The 24,133-nt window shown below is 41.6% G+C and carries 23 protein-coding genes; 14 read left to right on the top strand and 9 right to left on the bottom strand.

The features are described from left to right. Positions 1–634: 634 nt before the first annotated feature. The 3 genes from PTT44_RS04815 to PTT44_RS04805 are packed head-to-tail and all read right to left on the bottom strand — an operon-like array spanning position 635 to position 2,601. Positions 635–1,252, bottom strand: a complete 618-nt coding sequence (locus PTT44_RS04815) for an OB-fold-containig protein (protein ID WP_058951796.1) — start codon at positions 1,250–1,252, stop codon at positions 635–637. A gap of 18 nt (positions 1,253–1,270) precedes the next feature. Then, positions 1,271–1,582 carry a Rieske (2Fe-2S) protein gene (locus PTT44_RS04810; RefSeq protein WP_010326961.1) on the bottom strand — a complete coding sequence of 104 codons (312 nt, stop codon included), beginning with the start codon at positions 1,580–1,582 and terminating at the stop codon, positions 1,271–1,273. Positions 1,583–1,596: 14 nt separating this feature from the next. Further along, entirely contained in the window at positions 1,597–2,601 is a 1,005-nt protein-coding gene (locus tag PTT44_RS04805) for an adenosine kinase (protein WP_168158975.1), read from the bottom strand. A gap of 139 nt (positions 2,602–2,740) precedes the next feature. Here PTT44_RS04805 and PTT44_RS04800 point away from each other — a divergent pair, with 139 nt between their 5' ends. The 3 genes from PTT44_RS04800 to PTT44_RS04790 all read left to right on the top strand — a co-directional run bounded on the left by PTT44_RS04800 (position 2,741) and on the right by PTT44_RS04790 (position 7,446). Beyond that, positions 2,741–3,190, top strand: a complete 450-nt coding sequence (locus PTT44_RS04800) for a GNAT family N-acetyltransferase (RefSeq protein ID WP_058869792.1) — start codon at positions 2,741–2,743, stop codon at positions 3,188–3,190. Between the two features lie 159 nt (positions 3,191–3,349). Beyond that, positions 3,350–6,289, top strand: coding sequence for an insulinase family protein (locus PTT44_RS04795; RefSeq protein WP_168158810.1), 2,940 nt, complete (start codon positions 3,350–3,352; stop codon positions 6,287–6,289). Positions 6,290–6,306: 17 nt separating this feature from the next. Continuing rightward, positions 6,307–7,446, top strand: coding sequence for a phospholipase A (locus PTT44_RS04790; protein ID WP_168158809.1), 1,140 nt, complete (start codon positions 6,307–6,309; stop codon positions 7,444–7,446). A 62-nt stretch (positions 7,447–7,508) separates the two neighbouring features. On the opposite strand, the gene PTT44_RS04785 is transcribed toward PTT44_RS04790, so the two are convergent. After that, positions 7,509–8,858 carry a TrkH family potassium uptake protein gene (locus PTT44_RS04785; protein WP_168158808.1) on the bottom strand — a complete coding sequence of 450 codons (1,350 nt, stop codon included), beginning with the start codon at positions 8,856–8,858 and terminating at the stop codon, positions 7,509–7,511. Continuing rightward, complete coding sequence (locus tag PTT44_RS04780) at positions 8,855–9,508, bottom strand: potassium channel family protein (RefSeq protein WP_168158807.1); 654 nt, start codon at positions 9,506–9,508, stop codon at positions 8,855–8,857. Before PTT44_RS04780 ends, PTT44_RS04785 begins: the two co-directional genes overlap by 4 nt. Before the next feature lie 150 nt (positions 9,509–9,658). On the opposite strand from PTT44_RS04780, the gene PTT44_RS04775 reads away from it, so the two are divergent. After that, a complete protein-coding gene (locus PTT44_RS04775; protein WP_168158806.1) occupies positions 9,659–10,153 on the top strand; it encodes a hypothetical protein in 495 nt (164 codons plus the stop codon). A 40-nt stretch (positions 10,154–10,193) separates the two neighbouring features. On the opposite strand, the gene ilvA is transcribed toward PTT44_RS04775, so the two are convergent. Further along, positions 10,194–11,732 carry a threonine ammonia-lyase, biosynthetic gene (gene ilvA / locus PTT44_RS04770; protein WP_168158805.1) on the bottom strand — a complete coding sequence of 513 codons (1,539 nt, stop codon included), beginning with the start codon at positions 11,730–11,732 and terminating at the stop codon, positions 10,194–10,196. Positions 11,733–11,839: 107 nt separating this feature from the next. On the opposite strand from ilvA, the gene rpiA reads away from it, so the two are divergent. The 8 genes from rpiA (at position 11,840) to PTT44_RS04730 (ending at position 19,766) form a co-directional block, all read left to right on the top strand. After that, entirely contained in the window at positions 11,840–12,511 is a 672-nt protein-coding gene (gene rpiA, locus PTT44_RS04765; RefSeq protein ID WP_004696685.1) for a ribose-5-phosphate isomerase RpiA, read from the top strand. A gap of 127 nt (positions 12,512–12,638) precedes the next feature. After that, on the top strand, positions 12,639–13,322 hold the full coding sequence (locus PTT44_RS04760) for a YgjP family zinc-dependent metalloprotease (protein WP_168158804.1): 684 nt from the start codon (positions 12,639–12,641) through the stop codon (positions 13,320–13,322). Positions 13,323–13,581: 259 nt separating this feature from the next. Further along, positions 13,582–14,613: a GGDEF domain-containing protein gene (locus PTT44_RS04755; RefSeq protein ID WP_168158803.1), complete on the top strand. Its 1,032-nt coding sequence runs from the start codon at positions 13,582–13,584 to the stop codon at positions 14,611–14,613. Positions 14,614–14,723: 110 nt separating this feature from the next. Continuing rightward, positions 14,724–15,779 (top strand): N-acetyl-gamma-glutamyl-phosphate reductase, encoded by a 1,056-nt coding sequence (gene argC, locus PTT44_RS04750; RefSeq protein ID WP_171304193.1) that lies wholly within the window; start codon positions 14,724–14,726, stop codon positions 15,777–15,779. Between the two features lie 79 nt (positions 15,780–15,858). Next, positions 15,859–16,605, top strand: coding sequence for a DUF6776 family protein (locus tag PTT44_RS04745; RefSeq protein ID WP_004696694.1), 747 nt, complete (start codon positions 15,859–15,861; stop codon positions 16,603–16,605). Positions 16,606–16,622: 17 nt separating this feature from the next. Further along, positions 16,623–17,039, top strand: coding sequence for an ATP-dependent Clp protease adapter ClpS (clpS, locus tag PTT44_RS04740; RefSeq protein ID WP_004981811.1), 417 nt, complete (start codon positions 16,623–16,625; stop codon positions 17,037–17,039). 9 nt (positions 17,040–17,048) lie between these two features. Next, positions 17,049–19,325, top strand: a complete 2,277-nt coding sequence (gene clpA / locus PTT44_RS04735) for an ATP-dependent Clp protease ATP-binding subunit ClpA (protein ID WP_004981809.1) — start codon at positions 17,049–17,051, stop codon at positions 19,323–19,325. Positions 19,326–19,412: 87 nt separating this feature from the next. Continuing rightward, a complete protein-coding gene (locus tag PTT44_RS04730) occupies positions 19,413–19,766 on the top strand; it encodes a YnfA family protein (RefSeq protein WP_168158802.1) in 354 nt (117 codons plus the stop codon). A gap of 27 nt (positions 19,767–19,793) precedes the next feature. Here the strand turns inward: PTT44_RS04730 and PTT44_RS04725 are convergent, their stop codons facing one another. From PTT44_RS04725 to PTT44_RS04715, 3 genes are all read right to left on the bottom strand, one after another. Then, positions 19,794–20,267, bottom strand: a complete 474-nt coding sequence (locus tag PTT44_RS04725; RefSeq protein ID WP_168158801.1) for a hypothetical protein — start codon at positions 20,265–20,267, stop codon at positions 19,794–19,796. A gap of 90 nt (positions 20,268–20,357) precedes the next feature. Beyond that, positions 20,358–21,278 (bottom strand): ornithine carbamoyltransferase, encoded by a 921-nt coding sequence (gene argF, locus PTT44_RS04720; RefSeq protein WP_010326946.1) that lies wholly within the window; start codon positions 21,276–21,278, stop codon positions 20,358–20,360. A 121-nt stretch (positions 21,279–21,399) separates the two neighbouring features. Next, a complete protein-coding gene (locus PTT44_RS04715) occupies positions 21,400–22,050 on the bottom strand; it encodes a TetR/AcrR family transcriptional regulator (RefSeq protein ID WP_005401081.1) in 651 nt (216 codons plus the stop codon). A gap of 246 nt (positions 22,051–22,296) precedes the next feature. Here PTT44_RS04715 and prpB point away from each other — a divergent pair, with 246 nt between their 5' ends. Beyond that, positions 22,297–23,181 (top strand): methylisocitrate lyase, encoded by an 885-nt coding sequence (gene prpB / locus PTT44_RS04710; protein ID WP_062033198.1) that lies wholly within the window; start codon positions 22,297–22,299, stop codon positions 23,179–23,181. Between the two features lie 2 nt (positions 23,182–23,183). Next, positions 23,184–24,133: citrate/2-methylcitrate synthase (locus PTT44_RS04705; protein WP_273795553.1), on the top strand; the 950-nt coding region annotated here is incomplete at its 3' end.

Here is a 24,133-nt window from a genome sequence, read left to right as displayed (position 1 = left end):
AAACTTAAATAAAAAATATATTATTAAGTCTTTTAAATACATGAACTTAAAATAATGATGTGATGAAAAATAAACTAATATTTTTGTATTTTAAAGTTGACCAAATTACTTATGTTTATATTTAAATACCTGACTAAAATACTTGTATATATTTACTTTAAATCCGACTAAAACGCTTATATTTAACGTTCATCGTTATTTTATTGATAATTCGTCTTAAGATAATAAAAGTGATAGGGCTTTTAAATGATGGATTTTAACGGATATGAATCATGGATGATTTGATCTGTCGCATACATCACAAGGAAATTAGGAATTGAAAATCGAATTAATATTTAAAAAGTCTTTTATTGTGTCATATGAGCTTGAAGGCAGAGGCGGAGAGTAAAATTCTCATCCTGATCTTATTTTGCGCAAATATTTTTAAATTGTAGAAAGCTGGATTGTGAATGAAAGATTACTTTAAAAAGATTGAGCAAGAAGATGAGGCAAGGGTTCGATTTAAACAGCGCGTTGTAAGGCGTTTGTTGAAGGCTGACGCTATCAATATCTTGGTAGGGTATAGGCCATGGCAAAGGATAAACATGCTTATATAGACGTACAGCGTTGAAACGAGGTCAGATTGAGTGCTTGTTTAGCGCGTATTTTCACCACTAAAAAGTTGATTGGATTTTGAAATTTTCTTTGCTATGTAATGCGACTTTTTTAGACGAATGAGAATAATTTGTGACTGAAACTCAAGCTCACCAAACTCAGGTTCAACTTGCACATAGTGGAGTTGACCATATTCATCGCGAACGCGAGCTTGAGCCGAAAAACCAGGACGTGCATTCCCGCTGGAGATGGTTGCCAGACGCCCCAGTAAGTTGGTTTGTTTTTTATCAGGTCTGGGTTTAATAACTTGATCCAAACAGTGGATCATAAAAACGGTAAAGAAAATTGCAATAATTAGCGCGGGCAAAATCAGATAGTAAGCTGAAGTAAACGTTTGTTCTTTGGCATAGATGCAGAACTGAAGGAAATAACCTGCAACACTAAAATTAAGTAAGAGAAAAACCACAATCAGCACTTTAGAAAACTTAACGTCCAGCAGTGGAGATTCAGTCAGTTTTTGCGGGGAGAGCCTTTTGAGGAAATGACTTGGACGTGATTTAAAAAAGTAGCCTAAGGTTTCCACCATGCTGAGTATGACTAAAGTCAATAAGCTGAAATGAAAGAGCATCAAGTCAGGGTGATGTAGCAACTCATACATGGTGAACGTCCAATTTCATTATTCTTCTGTGAGATAAATCCCGCCGTCAGAATGCACGGTAATCGCTACTTTTTCAAGTGCTTCACCTTGGCATGGGCCAGAAATGCATTCACCTGTTTCCACCATAAATAGCGCACCATGGGTCGAACACTCAATAAATTCTTGGTCGCGGTCTAAAAACTGGTTTTCCAAAAATTCAAGTTCAACTTGCAAATGTGGGCAAATGTTTTGGTAAGCAAAGAAGGCACCGTCACGTTGGGTGATAAAAATCGTATCCCCTTTAGGTGTTTCAAAAGAACGCGCTTCGCGTTCTGGGATGTCTTCCGTCATGCAAATTTTTTGCATCATGCACATTCCTTTTGCAGTTGTTGGAACAATTCAGCGTAATCTGCCACAGCCAAACGAGGGCCAAACTGTGACACCACTTCACTTGAAATCAAAATTGCAAGTTGCGCAGCTGTATGTAAGCCTAAGCCTGCATTCACGGCATAGAGGAAGGCACCAGCAAAGGCATCACCTGCACCATTGGCATCAATAGCGTGTACTTTACGACCTTCAACACTAAATGTTTCCTGTGCATTTGAAATAAGTGCACCTTCCGCCGAAAGCGTAATCACCACATGCTGGCTCAGTGTTTTAAGTTTTGCTAAAGCTGCCTCAACTGTTTCAGTTTCAGTGTACATCATGGCTTCTTGCTGGTTACAGAACAATAAGTCCACACCATCCGCAATCATTTCATCTAGACCATGACGCGCGTATTGCACCATCGCAGGGTCAGATAGGGTTAATGCAATTTTAACACCATGAGCTTTGGCAATTTTACGCGCCTGCTTAACAGCTAAACGTGCGCTATCGCTGGTAGAAAGATAACCTTCGATATAGAGCCATTTCGCTGTTTTTAAGGGTTCAAAGTCAATTTGTTGCTCAGTTAACTCGGCCGTGATCCCCAAATAGGTATGCATAGTGCGTTCAGAGTCTTCACTGACTAAAACCATACACGTGCCTGTTACGCCTTCACTGATTGATTTTTCAGTGTTTTTAATGCCTGCTTCGTGTAAACCATTGAGGTAAGTTTGCCCTAGCTCATCATTACCCACGCGGCATGCATAAAATGCTGAACCACCCAAGGCACTAAAAGCAACGGTGGTGTTGGCTGCTGAACCACCTGAAGCCTGACCTTTATAGCTTTGTGTTTCTTTTAATTTTTTGTAAAGATCTGCTTGTGTTTCACCATCAGTTAACTGCATAGTGCCTTTTTGCAAATGTTGTTGAATAAGGAAGTCGTCAGAGACTTTAAATTCTTGGTCGATTAGTGCATTACCAATTGCAAAAAGATCAACAGTTGCCATGTCTTTTTTCGTCACGTATTGAAAATAAAGCGACATTTTACACCAATGCTCAAGATTGCTGTAGTTTGTTGAGGAAAATTCATTTTATTTACGTGGCAAATGTAGTGAAATGGCTTTGCTCATATTCAAGGAAGTTTAGATGGAAATTTTAATTCAAGCGGCAGAACAATTACCTCCTCAAATACAAGCTTTGGCACAACATGCAGCAAAAGAAGGATATGAACCGTTGACCCGCTTGATCGAAGAATATCAAAGTGGAAAAAATCGTTTTGATCAAAAGGGTGAAGTGTTGTTATTGGCCTATGATCAAGACCAATTGATTGCCTGTGGCGGTTTAAATCAACAATGGGGTGAAAATGAAATCGAGGCGCGGATTGGGCGCGTACGCCGTTTTTATGTACATCCTAAATACCGTAAGAGCGGTGTGGGTCGTCAGTTGTTGGCGCATCTAGAAAAATGTGCGCGTCCAAACTTTTCTGCACTGTGTTTAAATACCGCAGATTTATCCGCAGCCAGTTTTTATCAAAAGCAAAACTATGTTTTTGTGGAAAATCACCCGAACTATAATTATTTTAAATATCTCATCTAGTTTTACTTTCTGAGAACACTTCCCTCAAAAAGACTGAAAATTGGAAAGCACCGAGATGCTTTTCAAATTTCCAGCAAATTACTCGGGTTTTCAGCGTGAAATCTTTTGACAACTACAGCTATAATGCAGGCAGTGTATTAATTATTGTTAGGAGATCACATGACTGTAGATGTCACTGAAACCATTTCTCAAACTGTACATCCTGCGTTTCAGTTGGTACGTCAACACCATGTTGAAGCTTTAGACATTTTAGTGTCTGAATATAAACATAAAGTCACTGGGGCAGTGCATTATCACTTAGCCACCAATCATGATGAAAATGTATTCTTGGTTGCATTTCGCACCCAACCTATGGATTCAAAAGGCGAAGCGCATATTTTAGAGCACACAGCACTGTGTGGTTCGGAAAAATTTCCTGTTCGTGATCCGTTCTTCTTAATGATTCGTCGTTCACTGAACACTTTTATGAACGCCTTTACTGCGGCGGACTGGACAGCGTATCCATTTGCGACTCAGAATAAAAAAGATTTCCAAAATTTACTTGAAGTGTATTTAGATGCGGCTTTTGCAGCCAATTTGAATCCGTTGGATTTTGCCCAAGAAGGAATCCGCATTGAGCTTGAAAACGGTGAGCCTGTTTATAAAGGTGTGGTTTTCAACGAAATGAAAGGGGCTATGAGTTCGCCTTCAGACCAGTTGTATCATCAGTTAGCGCACCACTTATTCCCTGAAACCACTTATCACTACAACTCAGGTGGCGACCCTAAAGATATTCCGGACTTGACTTATCCTGAGTTGGTGGATTTCTACAAGTCGCATTATCACCCAAGTAACGCAGTTTTTATGACCTTTGGTAATGAGCCTGCTTACAATCTACAAGAGCAGTTTGAAACTTTAGCCTTGGCCAAGTTTTCAAAAGGTGAAACGCTCTTTTCTAAAGAAGAGCGCCGTTTGACTGCGCCGCTAGAAGTGACTGAAACCTATGCGGTAGATGCAGAAGATTTAAAAGACAAAACTTATCACATCATTTCGTGGTTATTGCCTAAAGCCAGTGAGATCAAACTACGCTTAGGTATGCGCCTTGTCGAAGGTGTGCTGTTAGAAGATTCGGCTTCTCCGTTACGTCACTACCTTGAGACCTGTGGTTATGCACAGTCTACTGGCCCGATTATGGGAGTAGATGATTCAAATTATGAAATGACCTTCTACTGTGGCGTACAAGGTTCAAATCCTGAGCATACAGCTGAGTTTAAAGCAGGTGTGTTTAAGGTTTTAGAAGATGTCGCTTCAAAACCTGTCGATCGAAATATGGTCGATGCGATTTTACATCAAATTGAATTGCACCAACGTGAAATCAATGGTGATGGCATGCCTTATGGTCTAAGCCTGATTTTAAATGGTTTGGGCAGTGCAATTCACCACAGTGACCCAGTCACTGTATGGGATGTAGACTCAGCCATTGCTGCGGTGAAAGAAGAACTGAAAGATCCAATGTGGTTGTCAAACTTAATCAAAACCTATTTGATTGATAACCCGCACCGTGTACAAATGACGTTGGTGCCTGATGCCAATAAATCTGCGGTGGAAGCGGCGGCAGAAAAAGCACGTTTAACCGAAATTGGTGCGCAGCTAACAGAAGCTGAAAAAGCAGAAATTGAAGCACAAACTGAAGCACTCAAAGTCCGTCAAGATACCCCAGATGACCTTAATCTTTTGCCAAAAGTGGGCTTGGAAGATGTGCCTGCTGAACTGCACATTGTACAAGGGCAGTTGCGCGAGATTATCTCAAATCGTATCGATTATCCGTTGAATCTTTATCATGCGGGTACGAATGGTATTTACTACAACCAAGTGCTGATCCAGATTCCGCAAGATGTAGTGCAATCGCCATACTTTAACTTGCTGTCCATTTTGATGGGTGAAGTTGGTGCAGGTCAATATGACTATCTAGAACTACAACAACTACAAACTGCGGTGAGTGGTGGTTTAGGTATGGGCGCCTCTTTACGATCTCAAGTAAATGATAAAAATCAAATCAGTGCATGGTTAACGCTGACCACAAAATCGTTGGTGAGTAATTTTGACAGTATTGCATTGTTGAAACTGGCTTTTGAACAACTGCGTTTTGACGAAAAAGATCGCATTGTTGAGTTATTGCAACAACGTAAAACACGTTGGGCATCCCGTCTTTCAGGTTCAGGCCACAGTTATGCCATGCAAATTGCAGGACGTAACCACAGTGCTTTGGCAAAACGTGATTATCACAACACGGGCTTGGGTGCATTAAACTGGTTAGGCGATCTAGTCAGCCGTATTGAAAAAGATGCAGCAGCTTATGATGATTTGATCAATGAATTAAAAGCGATTCACTTAAAACTTTTACAAGCACCAAAACAGTTCTTACTGGTGTGTGAAGAACATCAGTCAGACCGTTTGGTTGAAGAAGTTCAAAACGTGTGGGACAAGTTAGCTATTCCTGAGCAAACTGTGACTTTAAAAGCTACTGAGCAGGTTGATACCGATGCAGATGAGGCATGGTTAATTCAAGCGAATGTTCAATTCTGTTCATCGGCTTATCAAGCCGTTGAGGTGTCACATCCAGATGCTGCCCCGCTGATGGTGCTGGCAGCGTACTTGCGTAATGGTTTCTTACACAGTGCAATTCGTGAAAAAGGTGGGGCCTATGGTGGTGGTGCAAGCTATGATGGCAACGCATGCTCATTCCGCTTCTATAGCTACCGTGACCCGCGTTTGGCTGAAACCTTCAATGACTTTGAAGCCAGTGTGCAATGGTTGCTCAATACTGAGCAAAAGCCACATCAGCTTGAAGAAGCAATTTTAGGTTTGATTGCTGGTATGGACAAACCAGGTTCACCAGCGGGTGAAGCGATTACGGCATGTTATGCACTTTTGCATGCACGTACACCAGCCTTCCGTAAGCAGTTACGTAGCCGTCTTTTGGCTGTGAGTTTAGAGGACTTGCAACGTGTGGCGGTACAATACTTGCTTGAACAAAAACCAACGAAAGCCGTGGTTGCACCTATGGCGAAGCGTGATACTTTAATTGAGTTAGGTTTTAGTATTCAACAAGTTCAGTAAAACAATAAGAGGGTCGTATGGCGTTCAAATCATTTGAGCGTTCAACTTTAGTACTGAGCATGACTGTGCTCAGTACTTTGGGTGTCGCTAAAACACATGCACAAATTTCCGAAGTACCTGCAGCTCCTGCAACAGCCGAGGCATGTGTTGCATTGGCATCGAATGCAGACCGTTTGGCTTGTTATGATGCATTATTTAAAATTCCTGAAGCAGTAAAGCCGCGCATTGTTTCTGAGCAACGTGCAGCTATGGAAATTGCGCCAGAACCCGAAAATATCACGGGGAAGATTACACAAAGTGTGAGCTCTGTTTTCGCTTCTGAAGGTCCTAAAATATCGCCAAATTTATCTTTAATGGATAGTCGTTGGGAGCTTTCACCCGAAAGTAAACTGGGGACTTGGAATATTCGTGCCTATCAACCTGTCTATTTAATGCCTGGTTTTTGGACAACAGATAAAAATGAATTTCCACAAAGTCCAAATCCGACCAATACGGTGGATGAAGATCAGAACCTAAAGTCAATGGAAGCGAAATTCCAACTGTCTTTAAAAACCAAAGCTGTGGAAAACCTATTTGGGGACAATGGCGATGTTTGGTTAGGTTATACCCAGTCTTCTCGTTGGCAGCTTTATAATAGTGATGAATCACGTCCGTTCCGTGAAACGAACTATGAGCCTGAAGCCAGTTTGGTTTTCCGTACCAATTATGAACTGTTGGGTTTAAATGGTCGCTTACTGGGATTAACTTTCAACCACCAGTCTAATGGTCGTTCCGATCCGTTGTCACGTAGTTGGAACCGTGTCATGTTGAATGTGGGGTTTGAAAGAGACAACTTTGCGCTCATGCTGCGCCCTTGGTACCGTCTAGATGAAGATGCAGGTGATGATAATAACCCGGATATTAAGGATTATATCGGACGGGGTGACTTAACAGCATTCTACCGTTGGAATGAACATGACTTTTCACTCATGCTGCGTCATAGTTTAAAAGGTGGCGATGACGCGCGCGGTGCTGCACAGTTTGACTGGGCTTTTCCTATTTCAGGGAAGTTGCGTGGCCATTTCCAGTTGTTTGATGGTTATGGCGAGAGCTTAATTGATTATAACCACCGAGCGACTTATGTGGGCTTGGGCGTGTCCTTAATGAATTGGTACTAATTTAGAAACATAAAAAAACCACGTTTGATACGTGGTTTTTTTATGTTTAAGTGTTAGGTGTTTTAACCAATTTGAATATCGGCAGCTGGATGTTTTAAACGGCTCTTTTTTGGCGTCGCAATCAGGTAGGCTAGCGTTAAAGGACCTAAACGACCTGCAAACATCAAGAGCATCAGAATAAATAAACTTGCAGGTTGAAGTTCACCGGTGATGCCCCGTGATAAACCGACTGTACACGCGGCTGAAATGGCTTCAAATAACAAATCCATAAACTGATGATTAGGCTCGATTAAGGATAAAGTAAAGATGCCTAAGAAAATAAGTGCTGCGGTAATAGAGACGACAGCCATTGCCTTAAAAGAGGTTTTTTGAGAAACAGAGTGATTGAACACACGAATTTCATCTTCACGTCTAAGGAAGCTAATCACGCTGAGTAAAACAATAATAAAAGTACCTACTTTAATCCCGCCCGCGGTACTCATCGAGCCGCCCCCAATGAACATCAGTAACATGGTGACGAGGGTCGAGGCATCTTTCATTTGTGCCAAATCGAGGCTGTTAAAACCCGATGAACGAGGCACTGTGGCATGGAACCATGCATTTAAAGCTTGGTCACCTAAGCTCATTGGCGCTAAGGTGAGGGGGTTGTTCGATTCAATTGCCCATAAAAGAACAAAAGCAATCAGGTTCAAACCTGCAATGGTTGATAAAATCAGTTTGCTATTGGTACTTAAGCCTTTCCAACGTTTGCTGCGTTTAATGTCCATTAATACCACAAAACCTGTCCCACCAATGATGTATAACATACTGATGGTAAAGGTAATGAGATACTGACCCGAGAAGCTCATTAGACTGTTGGGAAACAGTGAAAAGCCACCATTGTTAAATGCGGATACACTATAAAAAGCCGCATAAAACAGAGCTTGATTGAAGTTGTAATCTTCTAACCATGCTATGGTCAAAATAACCGTGCCGATCGCTTCAAAAAATAAGGAATACAGCAGTACCCCTTTAATGGTGAAAGACACTTTGGATAAGCTGGTTTGGCCAATGGTCTCTTGCGCCATGATTTGTTGCTTTAAACCCAGTTTAGTCGACAGACTTAGTGCGGCTAAAATTGCAAAAGTCATAAAGCCTAAGCCACCAATTTGAATCAGCAGCATAATGATGATTTTACCTGTTACGGTAAAAGTTTCACCGACATTCACCACAGACAGTCCAGTAATGGTGACGGCTGAGCTGGCGGTGAACAAAGAGTTAATCCAACTGAGTTCACCGTGGTGTGAAATGGGTAGCTTTAATAATAGAGTCCCAATAATAATAAAGCTCAAAAAACCCAAGGCCAGCAGGCTGGGCGGGCTTAAATTAATGGTGCTGTTTGGTTGGGTTTGCCATTCTTTGACTTTTTTCATGATTTGAACCGTGCTGAAAGACGACGTAATGTTTCGAGTAAACCTTCAACAACTAGAATATCACCCACTTGTAAAATTAAATTGGGGTCAATGCTATACAAAACGTCTTTGCCACGTTTATGGAGTAATGTTTTCACATCAGGTGCTTGATCCATCAATTGGCGGAAGCGAGTCCCTTGTAGTTTTTCATCAATTTCAATTTTGACAATATAGTGGTTATCTTCAAGCGCCATATAGCGACTGACCATGGGGTAGCATAAAGACTGCGCAATCCGTACGCCCATGTCCTCTTCAGGGTGAATAATTTTACTAATCCCTAAATGGCTTAAAATCATATGGTGCGACTTTGATTTGGCTTTGACCCAAATTTTTTCAACCCCAATATTTTTGAGGTGCAGCACACACAAAATACTGGCTTCAATATTTTCACCAATTGCGACCACCACGGCATCGCAGTTTTTAATATTTAATTCATCGAGGACATGTTCATCTGTTGCGTCGGCGATGACAGCATGGGTCACCTGCTCAGAAATATTTTCAACATATTTTTTTTCACTATCGATACCAATGACATCATGTCCCAGTTCAATGAGTTGAGTTGCAACTGTGGCTCCAAAGCTTCCTAAACCAATCACTGCAAATTGTGCCATGTCATCTTTCCTTTAAATTTTTTTATACGTCGATTGTTAACGAATGTTGTGCCAAATTTCACAAGATGTCATCTTTATACAGACACGCTTTTTTCGATCAACCGCGCTTTGCCTTATACCAATATATCACTCATCCAAAGGAGTATATAAATGCGGAAGACACTGTATGAATCCCTCAGGATCGCGTTTCCAGAATTGAATGATACCGCAATTCCAGAAGAACAAGATGAGTTCGAGCACTTTGTACGTTGGTTGAATAGCTATTATTCAAACATTCAAAAAATAGAACTCGATGATTTTCGACAAAATGGTATTGATGAATGCCATCGACTCCAACAGTTAGGTATTGACTTAGACGAGCTGAAAAACCAAATCAATGATGATATGGCGTCTTTTTATCAAATGTATGAGAGTGAGGAAGAAGAAACCTCAGACATGCATGGTTATGATTTTGAATTTAGTTTTGATGTTATTTTTAACCACATTAAAATTTTTATTGAGCCTTATGAACTCAGTTTACTGGTTATCGAGCGGCAGAACCCCTATTGGCTGTTGGTACCGCATAATGATGAACTGATTGACAGAATTATTGTCACGTATAACCATACGTTCGGTGATGAAGAGCCGATTCAGCTCATAGAATAAAACCGCCTCGAAGGGCGGTTTTATGTATGTATTGAATCTTTTATTTTAAGAAACGTTGATAACCTAGGTTATTGGTAATTTCTTCATATGGATACGAAATACTTTCTAAGGTTTCAATCAAACCATCTGGGTTTTGTTTCGCATCACTTGCTTCTAAACCAACAAGGACACGACCTTCCGCCGCACCATGGTTACGGTAGTGGAATAGGGTAATGTTATGCGTAGGGCCAAGGCGTTCGAGGAACATTAATAGCGCACCTGGACGTTCAGGGAACTCAACACGGAACAAACGCTCGTTTTCAAGGTCTGCATGCCCACCAATTAGGTAGCGAATATGCAGTTTTGCCACTTCATCATCAGATAAGTCATCGACATCGAACTGAGTTTTCAGCGCTTCAAAAATATCGTGACGCTCTTTTTCGCCGCCTTTTAAGCTAATCCCGACAAAGACTTGTGCTGCACTGGCATCGCTCGCACGGTAGTTAAACTCGGTGATATTACGGCCCTGTAGCGCTCGGCAGAAATTCAGGAATGAACCTTTTTTCTCTGGAATGGTCACAGCAAAAATAGCTTCTTTTCGTTCACCCAATTCGGTACGTTCTGCAATATAACGTAAACGGTCAAAGTTCATGTTGGCACCGCATACAATTGAGACGATGTTTTGCCCAATCAGCTCGTGTTTTTCAACATATTTTTTAATCCCTGCCAAGGCCATGGCACCTGATGGTTCAACGATGCTACGACACTCATCATAGGTGTCTTTAATGGCGGCACAAATTTCATCGGTATTGACTAAAACCACTTCACGCTCAACGATCGGACCTGAGTTATCCGACTTTTGGAGTTGAATCACTTCAAATGGTTTTTCACCAATCTGTGCTACCGCAGTACCATCAGCAAATAGACCGACTTGAGGCAGTACAACACGTTCACCTGCTTCAAATGCGGCTTTTAAACAAGCAGATTCGTCATATTCAACAGGAATGACTTTGACATGTGGTGCAACATCGCCTAAGTAGGCTGCTACACCAGCAATTAAACCGCCGCCACCAACAGCGACGAAGACATAGTCGACATCGCGCCATTGACGCAAAATTTCATTGCCAATCGTGCCTTGACCTGCCATGACCAGTTCATCGTCATAGGGAGGGATAAAACTCATACCGTCTTCTGTGGCACGTTGAATTGCATATTTGTTGGCAACATCAAAAGAGTCACCGTGGAGAACCACTTCACCGCCTAAGCGTTTGACTGCCTGAACTTTAATATCTGGGGTGGTTTTCGGCATCACAATAATGGCACGAATGCCGAGTTTTTTACCTGACAGTGCTACGCCTTGCGCATGGTTGCCAGCAGATGCAGTAATCACACCACGTTCAAGTTGAGCTCTAGGAAGTTGGCTAATGCGGTTATAGGCACCGCGCAGCTTAAATGAAAAAACTGGTTGTAAGTCTTCACGTTTAAAACGAATGTTGTTATTGAGTTTCTCACTAATTCGAGGTGCCGCTTCGAGTGGAGTTTCGATTGCAACATCGTAGACTGTTGCTTGTAATATTTGTCGAACCAAACGAGACAGCATGTTAATTTCCCATTTAACAGTTTAAAATAGAGGATCATTGTAACAAACCCCTGTACATTTGGGCTGTAAAATCAGCAACAAATGTCAAAAAATAGTTGAGCCAAATTATGAGTCTGTATGCTACCCAAGATGAAAAAAAGCAAGCTGCTGCAAAAGCTGCCTTAAAGCACTTACCTAAAGGTGGCATTTTAGGGGTAGGGACAGGCAGTACCGTGAATTTCTTAATTGAACTTTTACCAGAGCTTCAGCTTGAAGCTGCTGTGGCAAGTTCAGAAGCAACGGCTGAGCGCTTAAAGAAATTAGGCATTGAAGTGGTTGATATGAACTCTGTGGGCGGTCTAGATGCTTATGTAGATGGGGCGGACGAAATTGACCGTCATATGCATATGATCAAAGGTGGCGGGGCTGCACTTACTCGCGAGAAAATTGTAGCTTCAATTGCGAGAAAATTTGTTTGTATTGTGGATGACTCTAAGTGGGTTGATCAATTGGGGCGTGACTTCCCACTTCCGATTGAAGTGATTCCAATGGCTCGTTCAGCTGTGGCACGTAAAATTGTAGCGCTCGGTGGTGATCCTGCTTACCGTGAAGGCGTGGTGACGGATAATGGTAACGTGATTTTAGACGTTTATAACTTAAATATCTTAAATGCGCTTGAGCTTGAAAAAACCATTAACGACATTCCAGGTGTGGTGTGTAATGGTATTTTTGCAATCAATAAAGCAGATGTGGCAGTTGTTGCAACAGACAGCGGTATTGAAGAACGTACCGCTGTTTAATTTTAAATCTTCCCTAAGCTCTTCTTTGAAAAAGAGGGGCTAAAAGCAAAAACATTTTTATCTTATGTTTTTCTCCCTCCTTTCAAAAGGAGGGTCGGGAGGATGATTCAATAAAAGAATAATATTAATGACCTTAGCAGACCTACCTGAAATTCAAATCACCCATCATGCACGTGCGACCCGGTTACGACTTCGTGTTGAACCGACTCAAATTCGTTTAACCGTGCCTAAGTTTTGTAGCAAACGGCAAATTCAGGATTTTTTAAATCAATCTGAACAGTGGATGGTTGAAACGTGGCAGAAGCAGCAAGCCAATCTGGTACAGATAGATCAAACCCTGCCCACAGAGTTGCAGTTATTTAATCGCCAAAATGCTTTAACGGTGAGCTATAAAACACAAAAAAATGCGTATATTTTGGATGAGCACAATCACCAGCTTTGGATCAGTGACCGTCAGCCTGAAAGTTATTTAAAATCTTTTGTGATTGTATATGCCAAACAGCACTTGCCTATTTATTTGCAACAGATTAGTCATGAAACTGGTTTAAAATTTGCACAATGTTCAATTCGTCAGCCCAAAACACGTTGGGGGAGTTGTAGTGCCAAACACGACATTATGCTTAACAGTGCTTTAGTGTTGTTTCCTGAAGCCATTACGCGTTATGTCTGTGTGCATGAACTCGCACATACGCAACATTTTGATCATAGTGCACGTTTTTGGGCGGAAGTTGCCAAATATGATGCTGCTTTTCAACAGCATCGAAAAACCTTAAAAACAACCGCATTGCCGCATTGGTGGGCAAGCGTTTAAAGTTAATTTTACGTGCAGAATTTAAAAATAATTTTTTCTGATTGATTGAGCGTTAGTCAAAAAATGCTCTAAACTTCATGATCTAAGGTAAACATTCCTCAATTTTAGTCCAAAGACCTCAAATGTGAATTTTACAGATATCCACTATTTTATATTAATCGTTCCAGCTTGCCTGATTTTAATGGGAAGCTTGCTTTTAATATGTCATTTTGCTTTTAGGGCTCCCTCATATTTATTGTGGCTCGGGCTTGGATATATTGTGCCTTCGTTTTCTGTGGCGGCACAAAGTTTGATGTCGAATAAGCAGTTGGCTTTGTCGGCACCCATTTTAGGCAGTATGTATTTGTTTGGCGCATGGGCCAGCGCCTACGTCATGGGCTTAAGAAAGAATGCCAATGCACGTCCATATTGGTGTCTGGCCTTGGTCGTGATGGCTTTACTTTCACTCAGTTATTATTCCTACGTAGATGATCAACTGTGGATCAGAATGCTGATTCTGAACATTTCAATTGCATTGGTTGAGTCTTTGGTTTTGTTTTCAATGTTTAAACATTATCAAGGGATTGATTTGCTCAATAAAATAGTCGATTTTTCTTACTTGTTTATTGTGCTGTATACCTTTGTTCGCGGAATCATTATTTTTCTCTTTTTAAGAAATATTGAAGCAGATATGCTGGCAAATTCAGTTTGGTGGCTGATGATGCTTGCTGCGAGCATTATCTTAAGTATGTGGTTTGCAATAGTGCTGCTCGGAACCTTGGTACGCGATATTATCCATCAACTCAATGATGAGCGGCTCAGAGATCCGCTAACACATTTATTCAATCGACGTGGCTTTAACGAAGCGGCTAAACGAAAGTTGCATCAGCTCTCTAAACAGTCTTATTTCTTGCTCATGTGTGATATTGATCATTTTAAGAAAATTAATGACACCTATGGGCATTTGGTGGGTGATCAAATTTTACAACAAGTCGGTCAAATTATTGGGCAAAATGTCCGTGCGCACGATTTGGTGGGGCGTTTCGGCGGAGAGGAGTTCATTGTCTTATTGCAAATTGATGACCCCACGCTGGCTTATAACATTGCCAATCGTATTCGTTTAGGTATTGCCGATGCACGATTATCCTCAAAAAATATTGCCGTGACAGCAAGTTTTGGACTGGCTGCAGTACATCATTCCAACTTAAAATATGCCATACAAGCTGCCGATCAATTGTTATATCAGGCGAAACATTCGGGACGAAATCAGATTGGTTTTGAGCCTGCACAGAGTATATTGGATGTGCCTTAATAGGTGTCGATAGCACTAAAAACGCATAAATTCCAAGTAAAACAGTTTAGAAAGCAGAAACTTCCTGTCATACTAGGCAGTTACGAAATGGACAGTTTAAGTTTGAGGTAATACACGTGATTTCAGTTGGTATTGTCGGCGGTACAGGTTATACAGGCGTTGAATTATTGCGTCTTTTACTACGACACCCAAATGTGCAAGTAAGCGTATTAACATCGCGTACAGAAGACGGTCGCCGTGTAGATGATATGTTCCCAAGCTTACGTGGACATACCGAACTCAAATATTCAGATTTGAATATTGATGAACTGAAAAAATGTGATGTGGTGTTCTTTGCGACACCGCATGGCGTTGCCATGAAGCATGCCGAAGAGTTGGTGGCTGCAAATACTAAAGTGATTGACCTTGCCGCAGACTTCCGTTTACAAGATTTAGAACAGTTTGAAAAATGGTATGGTATGCAGCATGCGTGCCCTGAACTGTTGAAAGACTCGGTTTATGGTTTGTCTGAATTAAACCGTGAGCAGATTAAACAAGCCAATGTTATTGGTAACCCTGGTTGTTATCCAACGACAGTACAACTGGGTTTAGCGCCGTTATTTAAGCAAAATGACACATTAGTTAAACCTGAAAGTATTATTATTGATGCAAAATCGGGTGTGTCTGGTGCAGGCCGTAAAGCCAGCCTTGGTATGATCTATTCTGAAAATGCTGATAATTTTAAAGCCTATGGCGTTGCAGGTCACCGTCATCATCCTGAAATTGTGGAAGCGTTGGAAAATATTTCAGGCTTAAAAGAGGTGTTTAACCACATTTTGTTTGTTCCGCATTTGGTGCCAATGATTCGTGGCATGCTGAGCACGATTTATGTGGACTTAACCGATGCGGGTGAAGCTGCTGATGTGCAAAGTTTATATGAACAGTTTTATGCCAATGAAGCTTTTGTCGATGTGATGCCTGCGGGAAGTTCACCAGAGACACGTTCTGTGCGGGGTGCAAATCAACTACGTATTGCGCTGTATAAACCACAACCGAAAAAATTAGTGGTAATTTCTGTACAAGACAATTTAGTTAAAGGGGCAGCAGGTCAGGCCGTTCAAAACATGAACTTAATGTTTGGGTTTGCTGAAACTGCAGGCCTAGACGGAATTGGTTTATTACCATAAAAAACGTTTTAAAACTTCACACACATTTAGATTTCGATTTAAATGTGTGTTTTGAATTGAATCAAAATAAGAGATGACGATGCCGAACACTGACACAAATATGACGTCACAACAGCCTGAACCTGCAAAGCCGTTTTTACAGACCAATAAGCCCTTGGCAATTGGTGCTGCAATATTGATGGTTGCAAGTGGGGTATTGGGCTATACCGTCGGACATCGTCAGGGTTTAACGGTGGTAGGTTTTGATGCAGATGCTGAGCAACTGGTGGAAGTGGTACAAAAGCAAAAGACCAGTCTGGATGCTTTAAATAAAAACTACAATGCTGCTGTTCAGGAGCGTGACGTTGCTGTAACCAATTCAAATGAGCTGTATTTGTCATTGCAAAAAGCTCTAGATCAACAAGCGCAATCTGAAACCACTGCTGTGATTTACCGTGAGGTTTTGCGTCAACGCGGTGGTATTCCACTGGCTGTGCAGCATATTGCGATTAAACCGTTGCCTGAAAATGCATTTGAATATCAACTTGACTTGGTTCAAGTTAGTCCATCTAAACGTGCAGCTTCAGGTACCGTTGAACTCCGACTCATTCGTGGTACAGAGGTTTTAGTTGTACCTCTTGAAGACAAAAACTTTAACTTTGAAAACTATGAGCGTTTAACAGGGCGTTGGACAATGCCTAAAGGCTTTACGCCACAGTTTATCGAAGTCCGTTTAACAGGTAGCACACCAGTGACACGACGCTTTAGTTGGTCACGTGGTGAAGCCGTAGAAAGTCAATCAGCATTTGTCTCTGAAATTCCTCAGGCTGAGGCGAATGCACAATAATTGTGAATTGTAAGTTTATGGGTATCTCTAAGCGTTCAACGTGTTTAAATGAAATCAAGCAGTCTTTTCATGAATCTGGCTATGTCGACTGGCATATCAGCCCGCGCTTGAGCAATGATGAACCGCATGAAGAAGAAAATGGGGATGTCGCTGTCCAAACCGCACCACCTGAACTTAAGCGTCCTCCACTCTATGCTGTCGTTTTAATGAACGATGACTATACCCCAATGGACTTTGTTATTGAAATTTTACAACAATACTTTGCTTTGAATCTTGACCAAGCCACTCAAGTAATGCTAACTGTACATTATGAAGGAAAAGGTGTTGCAGGCGTTTACCCGAGAGACATCGCGGAAACAAAAGCAAACCAAGTCAATAATTACGCTCGGTCTCAAGGTCATCCTTTACTTTGTCAGATTGAGCCGAAAGATTAAGGGGGTTCCATGCTCAGTCGTCAATTAGAAGTATCCTTACGTTTGGCTGTTAGTATGGCTCGACAAAAGAGACATGAATTCCTAACCGTTGAACATTTATTATTGGCTTTACTCGATAATGATTCGGCCGTAAATGCATTGAAAGCCTGTGGTGCAGATATTATTGTGCTTCGCAAAGAGCTTGAAGAATATGTAGAACAGCACACTCCTAAGCTGGGCGAAAACAGTGACCAAGCCCCGCATCCAACTGAAAGTTTTGACCGTATCTTACAACGTGCAATTTTTCATGTGCAATCAAGCGGTGGTGATCGTACAGTTGAAGGCGCAGACATTTTAGTGGCGATGTACTCTGAGCGTGACTCTTTTGCAGTCTACCTCTTGAAACGCCATCAAATTAACCGTTTAACACTGACACAATACTTGGCCCACGGCACACGTAAAGACGAAGTGCAAGTGGAAGAAGAAATTGAAGATCTTGATGGTGAATCGACCAGTTCAAGCAACGCAGGCCCTTTAGAGCTGTATACAACCAACTTAAATGTTGAGGCACAAAAGGGTAAAACAGATCCTTTAATTGGTCGTGAAAAAGAAATTGAGCGCGCAGCACAAATTCTATGTCGTCGCCGTAAAAATAACCCGTTATTGGTCGGTGATCCTGGCGTCGGTAAAACATCGATTGCTGAAGGCTTAGCTTGGCTCATTGTTAATGGTAAAGCACCGAAACCATTGGCAAATGCTGAAGTGTATAGCTTGGACATTGGTGCTTTGGTGGCAGGAACCAAATACCGTGGTGACTTTGAAAAACGTTTAAAACAGCTTTTGAACGCGTTGAAAAAGAAACCAGAAGCAGTTTTGTTTATTGACGAAATCCACATGATTATTGGTGCAGGCTCAAGTATGGGCAGCACAATGGATGCGTCAAACTTGATTAAACCCGCTTTGGCCAATGGTTCATTGCGCTGCATCGGTTCAACCACATTCCAAGAATACCGCCAAGTCTTTGAAAAAGACCATGCATTGTCACGCCGTTTCCAAAAAATTGATGTCAATGAGCCATCTATTTCAGAAACGATTGATATTTTACGCGGTTTGAAGAGCAAGTTTGAAGATTTCCATCATGTTAAATATGATGACAAAGCTTTAATTTCTGCGGTTGAGTTATCTGCGAAGTTCATTAATGATCGTTTCTTGCCGGATAAAGCCATTGATGTCATTGATGAAGCAGGGGCACAACGTCGTCTGAAAGCTGAACAAGATGACACCTTGATTACCGTGGAAAATATTGAAGATATCGTGTCGAAAATTGCACGTATTCCACCAAAAACCGTATCTAAAGATGATAAGACCGTTCTTGAAAATCTTGAACGTGATTTAAAACGTGTGGTCTTTGGTCAAGATGAAGCCATCGAAGCTTTAGGCTCAGCAATTAAACTGTCGCGTGCAGGCTTAAAATCACCAGATAAACCTGTGGGTAGTTTTGTTTTTGCAGGCCCAACTGGGGTAGGTAAAACAGAAGTCACCAAGCAGCTTGCGAAATTACTAGGTGTTGAGCTGGTTCGCTTCGATATGTCAGAGTATATGGAGCGCCATGCAGTTTCACGTTTGATTGGTGCGCCTCCAGGTTATGTGGGCTTTGATCAAGGCGGTCTATTGACTGATGCGATTCATAAAAATCCGCACTGTGTATTATTGCTAGATGAGATTGAAAAAGCGCATCCAGACGTGTTCAACTTATTGCTACAAATCATGGATCATGGTTCATTGACCGATAACAATGGTCGTAAATCAGACTTCCGTAATGTGGTGTTGGTCCTGACCACAAATATTGGCGCGGAAAGTATTTCTCGCGTGAGTATTGGTTTTATGGATCAAGACAACAGTAATGATAACCAAGATGCAATGAAGAAAGCATTTTCTCCAGAGTTCCGTAACCGTTTGGACAGTGTGATTCAGTTTAAAGCTTTACCAACGACAGTAATTGAAAATGTGGTGGATAAGTTCTTAACTGAACTACAAGCGCAACTGGATGAGAAAAAAGTCATTCTAGAAGTGGATCAAAGTGCGCGTGAGTGGATGGCTGAAAATGGCTATGACCGTTTAATGGGCGCTCGCCCAATGCAACGACTCATCCAAGAGCATTTGAAAAAACCACTGGCTGAAATGATTCTATTTGGTGAGCTTGCAGAACATGGTGGCAATGTTGCGGTCTCTGTGAAGAACGAAAATGGTAAAGCGGTGGGTCTAAAACTTGAAGTTTTTGAAGACCAAACGGCTGAGCCTGCTTAAGAATTGCTACATAATTTAAAACCCGTGTTCGCACGGGTTTTTTATTGAAAAAGTATTTAACAGTTAGAAGTAATAAAAGTAGGTTGCATGGATATTCAATTGACGAAAGTTTTAAGTACATTTGTACTGTTTTTGGTAACCGCTGTGATGGAAATATTAGGCTGTTATTTCCCTTATTTGATTTTAAATCAGGGAAGAAGCCATTGGTTGTGGATTCCTACAACTTTAGCGCTAGGTGCTTTTGTGTGGTTGTTGACTTTACATCCGGCTGCGTCAGGACGTATTTATGCCGCTTATGGCGGAATTTATATTTTTACCGCATTGCTATGGTTGCGTTATGTTGATCAAGTATATTTGACCCGTTGGGACATAATGGGTGGGGCAGTGGTATTAATTGGTGCGGCCATGATTATCTTACAACCGCAAGGATTGGTTCGCTAAAGTAGAGAACCAATCGCTAGAAAGGTACTATTTGATACCACAATCTTTTTGCTTTAATTCTAAATCGTAGCTATTTTTCTCAGAGCTGAGCTGTAATTTTACAATGTAGGGGTTATGGCGTTGATATTGATGCTCGAAGAAAATATTGCAGTTTTGCACAACATTCTTTTTAATCACTTTTTGAACTTCTTTAGCACCTAAATCTTGCTCAAACTGCGCGAAATCAGGGGTAATGATCAAGCCTTTAAGCTCAGTACGGTCTGCATATAGATTAAATTGTTCAATGATGGTGTTGTTATCAATTTCAATTGGGAGAGTTCGTGAGTCTTCTGCGGTTAATACAGTTAAAATCTCGTTCAGGGTTTCAGGCTGTTTAATTTTAAAATTTTGATCAATAATTTTTTTGGACTGTAAGTAGTCATCAAATTCTGAGGCTTGAACCTGAAAAAAAGTAGAGCTTAGGATTGTAGCAAGGCACAGGCCAGTTTTTTTGAAATGCATGGAAAGTGTCGCTTATAAAAATTATGTTCTGATTATAGCTTTGCCCGTATAAAAAAAGCACCCTTAGGTGCTTTTCGTTGGGAAAATTAATTAATCTTTCTTGGTATTTTCATTGATTAAAAACTCAACCAATGCTTTTTGTGCATGTAAGCGGTTTTCAGCTTCATCCCAAACCACAGCATTTTTATGGTCGAGCATCTTTTCAGAAATTTCTTCGCCGCGATGCGCAGGTAAACAATGCATAAATAAACAATCAGGATGAGCAAGATCCATAAGACGTTCATTCACTTGATAGTCTGCAAAAGCAGCTTCACGAATTTTTTGCTCTTCTTCTTGGCCCATGCTTGCCCATACATCGGTCACGATGAGGTCTGCATTTACGGCAGCATCTTCAGCTGAGTTAACCAGTTCTGCACAATGCGCAAATTCACTTAAAAATTCTGCTTTGGGTTCATAACCTTTAGGTGCAGCAATTTTTAACTTGAAGCCCCACATATGTGCAGCTTCAATATATGAATTACACATGTTGTTGCCATCACCAATCCACGCTACCGTTTTGCCTGCAATGGGCCCACGATGTTCAACAAAAGTTTGAACATCTGCAAGTAGTTGGCAAGGGTGGTGATCATCGGTTAAAGCATTAATCACAGGAACTTTTGAATAAGAGGCAAAACGTTCAACAATGTCATGTCCAAAAGTACGGATCATCACAATATCCAACATGCTTGAAATTACGCGTGCTGAATCTTCAATCGGTTCACCACGACCCAATTGGGTGTCTCGTGGTGAGAGGAAAATTGCACTGCCACCAAACTGGCTCATGCCTGCTTCGAACGATACACGGGTACGGGTGCTCGATTTTTCAAAAATCATACCCATGACTTTACCAACAAACGGTTGGAATACTTCGCTGTTGTGCTGTTTACGCTTTAGTTCGATACCGCGTTGCACAACTTGGTTCAGTTCTAAAGTAGATAAATCGCGTAAGGTAAGAAAGTGACGTAGAGCCATTGTTACTCCACAATAATTGCTGAAAACCGAAATAGGTACAGAACAACAATTAGTTGTTGGTTGGTGAAAAGAAAAAAGAGAGTCGATTAATATACTATATGCAAAGGAAATTGCAAAAAAACTAGACTTTTTGATGACCTGCTAAGAAACGATCTACACAATAATGAACATATTCTAGATTTTCTTGTTCATTTTCTTCAACATAGATGTTCATGAGTACTCGCCACTCTAATTCGCGCACAATGCCAAAAAAAAGCTGCGCAGAATAATTCGGATGTTCACATCGAATAATGCCTATTTCATCTGCTTTGGTTAAAACACAAGCCACGGCATCTTCAATATGTTTAGGTCCTTGTTTGTGAATATGAAAAGCCAACTGTGGATTACGTTGTACTTGTTCCATAATGAGTCTTAAAAAAGAGGCATTTTCTGGAAGCACAAGATGCGTTTGAATATTTAAAATGGTTTGTATTAAATAAACGCGCAAATTGTCCTTAGTGAAATCAAAAGGCATACAAATATCTTTAAAAAACAGCTCACGACGGTAGTCGCAAATTGCTGTAAAAAGACCGTCTTTATTTCCAAAATATTTGTAAATCGATGCTTTTGAACCACCCGCATGATTGACAATATCATCAAGTGAAACTGCATCGTAGCCATGTTGCAAAAACAACTCGTTTGCACTTAATAAAAATGCAAGACAGCGTTCATGACCTCGTTTTGTGTGAGGTATGTCACGTGTAAGGGGTTCTAGTTGAACTGAGTCGTGCATATAACTAACAACAGCCTAATAAATGTGGGTCTCTAGTTGCTATCATAGCAAAAATATGTACACATTGTTGTTTTGGGGCTTACCTGTTTACCACTAAACCCCAATGCATGGAAGAAAATTACACAATAAAAGCGTGAACCATGGGACTAAAGTTTTAGAGTTTTCATTCTAAAATGTCATAGCCAATTCAGTCATTATGGCTATACTCAAAACTCGAAAATTAAAGTAAATGCCGTGGAAAGGACGATGACAGAACAAAAATCTGCAGGCTTAAGATTTAGACAAGCACTGGAAGTGGAAAAACCATTACAAATTATCGGTACAGTCAATGCTTATGCAGCAATGATGGCGAAACAGGTGGGCTACAAGGCCATCTACCTTTCGGGTGCTGGTGTAGCCAACTACTCTTATGGATTGCCTGACTTAGGCATGACCAGTCTGGATAATGTTTTGGAAGATGTACGCCGGATTACCGAACGTGTAGACACCCCGTTACTGGTCGATATCGACACGGGTTGGGGTGGGGCATTTAACATTGCCCGCACTGTGAAACAAATGATTGCCGCAGGGGCAGCCGCAGTTCACATCGAAGACCAAGTGGCCCAAAAACGTTGTGGCCACCGCCCAAATAAAGAAATCGTCACCCAACAAGAAATGGTCGACCGCGTCAAAGCGGCTGTCGATGCCAAAACCGATGCAAACTTTGTGGTGATGGCACGTACCGATGCTCTACAAAAAGAAGGCCTACAAGCGGTGATTGACCGTGCCTGTGCTTGTGTAGAAGCCGGTGCTGATGCGATCTTTGCTGAAGCAATGACTGACATTACCATGTACAAAACCGTCTGTGATGCAGTTGGTGTCCCTGTACTAGCCAACATCACCGAATTTGGCGATACCCCATACTACACCAAAGAACAACTGGCAGAACAAGGCATCTCGATGGTGCTGTACCCACTGTCACCGACCCGTGCCATGCAAAAGGCAGCACTGGAAGTCATGCATGCCATTCGCAATGACGGTACCCAAGTCAACGTCCTCGACAAAATGCAACAGCGCAAAGAACTCTACGAATTTCTCGATTACCACACCTTTGAAAACACATTAGACAAGCTGTTTAAACAGGAGAATTAAAAATGGCTGAAGGAAAAGTCCTCACAGGCGCAGGATTGCGCGGACAAGTCGCAGGAAAGACAGCACTATCAACCGTAGGCAAAAGCGGGGCAGGTTTAACCTACCGTGGTTATGACGTCCAAGACCTCGCTGAAAACTGCCAGTTTGAAGAAGTGGCCTACCTGATCTTCTTTGGTGAACTACCCACAGCAGAACAGCTCACCGCTTACAAAGCTAAACTCAAATCACTGCGCCAACTGCCACAAGCACTCAAAGAAGTCCTTGAGCGTATCCCAGCAGATTCACACCCAATGGATGTGATGCGCACAGGCGTATCGATGCTGGGCAACCTAGAAACAGAACAATCCTTTGCCGAACAGCAAGATGTTGCAGACCGAATTCTCGCAACGCTTCCAGCAATCATTTGCTACTGGTACCGTTTTAGCCATGATGGCGTACGCATTGAAGAAAACACTGATGACGATTCAATCGGTGCTCAATTCCTACACCTGCTGCGTGGTGAAAAACCAAATGAACTGCATGAACAAGTGATGAACGTATCACTGATCCTCTATGCAGAGCATGAATTCAACGCATCGACTTTCACCGCACGTGTATGCGCATCAACCTTATCCGATATGCATTCATGCATCACCGGTGCAATTGGTTCACTGCGGGGTCCATTACACGGTGGAGCAAACGAAGCAGCGATGGAAATGATTGAAAACTGGACGTCCCCTGAAGAAGCTGAGCGAGAAATGCTGGGCAAATTGGAACGTAAAGAAAAGATCATGGGCTTTGGACATGCAATCTACAAAGACAATGACCCACGTAATGGCATCATCAAAATCTGGTCAGAGCGCTTAGCCAAAGATGTCGGTGACACGGTTCTTTATCCAGTATCAGTACGTTGTGAAGAAGTGATGTGGCGTGAGAAGAAATTATTCTGTAACGCAGACTTCTTCCATGCATC

This window comes from Acinetobacter sp. Gutcm_16 (genome assembly GCF_028649355.1).
Taxonomy (GTDB): domain Bacteria; phylum Pseudomonadota; class Gammaproteobacteria; order Pseudomonadales; family Moraxellaceae; genus Acinetobacter; species Acinetobacter johnsonii.
This window is presented reverse-complemented; position numbering and strand designations above follow the sequence as displayed.

Coding starts and splice junctions, on each gene's coding strand:
- PTT44_RS04815 (WP_058951796.1), bottom strand. CDS start 1,252: ATGTATGAGTTGCTACATCACCCTGACTTGATGCTCTTTCATTTCAGC.
- PTT44_RS04810 (WP_010326961.1), bottom strand. CDS start 1,582: ATGACGGAAGACATCCCAGAACGCGAAGCGCGTTCTTTTGAAACACCT.
- PTT44_RS04805 (WP_168158975.1), bottom strand. CDS start 2,601: ATGGCAACTGTTGATCTTTTTGCAATTGGTAATGCACTAATCGACCAA.
- PTT44_RS04800 (WP_058869792.1), top strand. CDS start 2,741: ATGGAAATTTTAATTCAAGCGGCAGAACAATTACCTCCTCAAATACAA.
- PTT44_RS04795 (WP_168158810.1), top strand. CDS start 3,350: ATGACTGTAGATGTCACTGAAACCATTTCTCAAACTGTACATCCTGCG.
- PTT44_RS04790 (WP_168158809.1), top strand. CDS start 6,307: ATGGCGTTCAAATCATTTGAGCGTTCAACTTTAGTACTGAGCATGACT.
- PTT44_RS04785 (WP_168158808.1), bottom strand. CDS start 8,858: ATGAAAAAAGTCAAAGAATGGCAAACCCAACCAAACAGCACCATTAAT.
- PTT44_RS04780 (WP_168158807.1), bottom strand. CDS start 9,508: ATGGCACAATTTGCAGTGATTGGTTTAGGAAGCTTTGGAGCCACAGTT.
- PTT44_RS04775 (WP_168158806.1), top strand. CDS start 9,659: ATGCGGAAGACACTGTATGAATCCCTCAGGATCGCGTTTCCAGAATTG.
- ilvA (WP_168158805.1), bottom strand. CDS start 11,732: ATGCTGTCTCGTTTGGTTCGACAAATATTACAAGCAACAGTCTACGAT.
- rpiA (WP_004696685.1), top strand. CDS start 11,840: ATGAGTCTGTATGCTACCCAAGATGAAAAAAAGCAAGCTGCTGCAAAA.
- PTT44_RS04760 (WP_168158804.1), top strand. CDS start 12,639: ATGACCTTAGCAGACCTACCTGAAATTCAAATCACCCATCATGCACGT.
- PTT44_RS04745 (WP_004696694.1), top strand. CDS start 15,859: ATGCCGAACACTGACACAAATATGACGTCACAACAGCCTGAACCTGCA.
- clpS (WP_004981811.1), top strand. CDS start 16,623: ATGGGTATCTCTAAGCGTTCAACGTGTTTAAATGAAATCAAGCAGTCT.
- clpA (WP_004981809.1), top strand. CDS start 17,049: ATGCTCAGTCGTCAATTAGAAGTATCCTTACGTTTGGCTGTTAGTATG.
- PTT44_RS04730 (WP_168158802.1), top strand. CDS start 19,413: ATGGATATTCAATTGACGAAAGTTTTAAGTACATTTGTACTGTTTTTG.
- PTT44_RS04725 (WP_168158801.1), bottom strand. CDS start 20,267: ATGCATTTCAAAAAAACTGGCCTGTGCCTTGCTACAATCCTAAGCTCT.
- argF (WP_010326946.1), bottom strand. CDS start 21,278: ATGGCTCTACGTCACTTTCTTACCTTACGCGATTTATCTACTTTAGAA.
- PTT44_RS04715 (WP_005401081.1), bottom strand. CDS start 22,050: ATGCACGACTCAGTTCAACTAGAACCCCTTACACGTGACATACCTCAC.
- prpB (WP_062033198.1), top strand. CDS start 22,297: ATGACAGAACAAAAATCTGCAGGCTTAAGATTTAGACAAGCACTGGAA.